The 1,562-nt window shown below is 53.3% G+C and carries 1 protein-coding gene; it reads right to left on the bottom strand.

The window, feature by feature from the left end; genetic code table 11:
* Positions 1-761 (bottom strand): MFS transporter (locus B0G83_RS37995; protein ID WP_146120378.1); only part of this gene is annotated, 761 nt, incomplete at its 3' end.
* Between the last annotated feature and the right edge of the window lie 801 nt (positions 762-1,562).

The following is a 1,562-nucleotide window of genomic DNA, read 5'->3' as shown; positions in this document are numbered from 1 at the left end:
CACATCATCAAAGTCGAACGACGCATATCGCCTTTGAAAATCTGAAGGTAGTCTGCCTTCATTCGATTCTCCGCACGCGCCTTGAGATAAAGCGGACTTTCATCAACGTGTCGGATGATCCAGTAAATAAACAGCCCAGGAATGACACCTAGGCAGAACAGGATTCTCCAGCCGAAAGCAGGAAGAACAAAGGTAGAAGCTACGGCAGCGAGTACGTAGCCGAGCGACCAACCAGCCTGCGATACAGACAATCCTTTAGCCCTATGCTTGAGCGGCCACGATTCGGAGATTAGCAAAACTGAAACAGTCCACATCCCGCCCCAACCCAACCCCAATATCGCGCGTGTGATAGCAAGTTGCGTAAGGTTCTGCGTGAAAGCACTCAGTCCCGCGAAAACCGTGAACACCGTTACGCACATGACGATCGAGCGCTTGCGCCCAATCTTGTCTGCAATCGGGCCCGACAAAACGCCCCCAATAGAACATGCCAGTAGCGAGGCGGTCGCGAGCAAACCTGCCTGCGCTGTAGTGAGGTTCCATTCGTGAAGAATCGTCGTCAGCGCGAAGGCGTAGACCATCACGTCAAAGGCATCTAGTACGTTCCCCAATGTGACGGCGGCAACAGCCCACCAATGTTTTGCCAGGATGTCGTGCCGCCACGACCGCTTACTACCCGCAACAGCTGCCGCTCCGATATCTGCTTCAATATCCGCTTCAATATCAGGCAAACGGCGCGCCGACCGACTTGGTTCTTGCAACATGTCTCTTCCATGTAGTTCCGGGACGCCAAGGCTCTGACGCCGGTAGATCTCACCGTTTTACGATGACGTAATGAGGATGGTTGCCGTAAAGCCGCAACGCAAATGCAAAACAATTTAGCCCTTATGCGCGCGATACATGTTCTCGTTATGTCGACTCGAACCCATCGTGCATCTCAGTGCTTCCAACGTCAAATGGTGTCCATTTTTCACCGTGCGGCCGGTCGCTCTGCAAACTTCACGAATTGCTTGGCCAGAGCGAACTCGATGACCTGTCTGACGTCGTCGAGCAGATCATCTCGACGTCCAATCCAGCGGTGACGGAGCGCATCGCTGCACTTCCCCACGGATCGTCGACATACCACATGAAGATCGATGGTTTGGAAACGCCTGTCGAGCTCGTTGGAACGTTGTGGACCGGTGCGGTGTCAGGTCCGATTGGACGGGGACGTCCGGCCTCTCGAAGAAAAAAGATCAACGAACCGCTCAATTACACGACTGCGATAACGTCGTACGCGCTCGTGTGCAACATTGCCTAGTCCATCAATAAAGGTTGGAATCCTAAAGAACGTCGTCACGCTGAACGACTCTCCGGTAAGACGGCCGTGTGCCATTTTATCCAATCAAGGACGCCGTGCTGAGGTGACAAGCTGACGTCCTTAGCATCCCTAACAAAATGAATTTCGGGGCTGTTTACGTTCGATGAATGCAGTTAAGGAAGGTCTGCACAACCCGCTTTGGATGCGTTACCTTTGACATCCAGCGCAGCCTCGGCGCTCGGATCGTTGTTAGTGAGTTGACCAC

The organism is Paraburkholderia sp. BL21I4N1 (assembly GCF_002973525.1).
Lineage (GTDB): Bacteria > Pseudomonadota > Gammaproteobacteria > Burkholderiales > Burkholderiaceae > Paraburkholderia.
The sequence above is the reverse complement of the archived record's forward strand: the minus strand, read 5'-3'. Positions and strand labels throughout refer to the sequence as shown.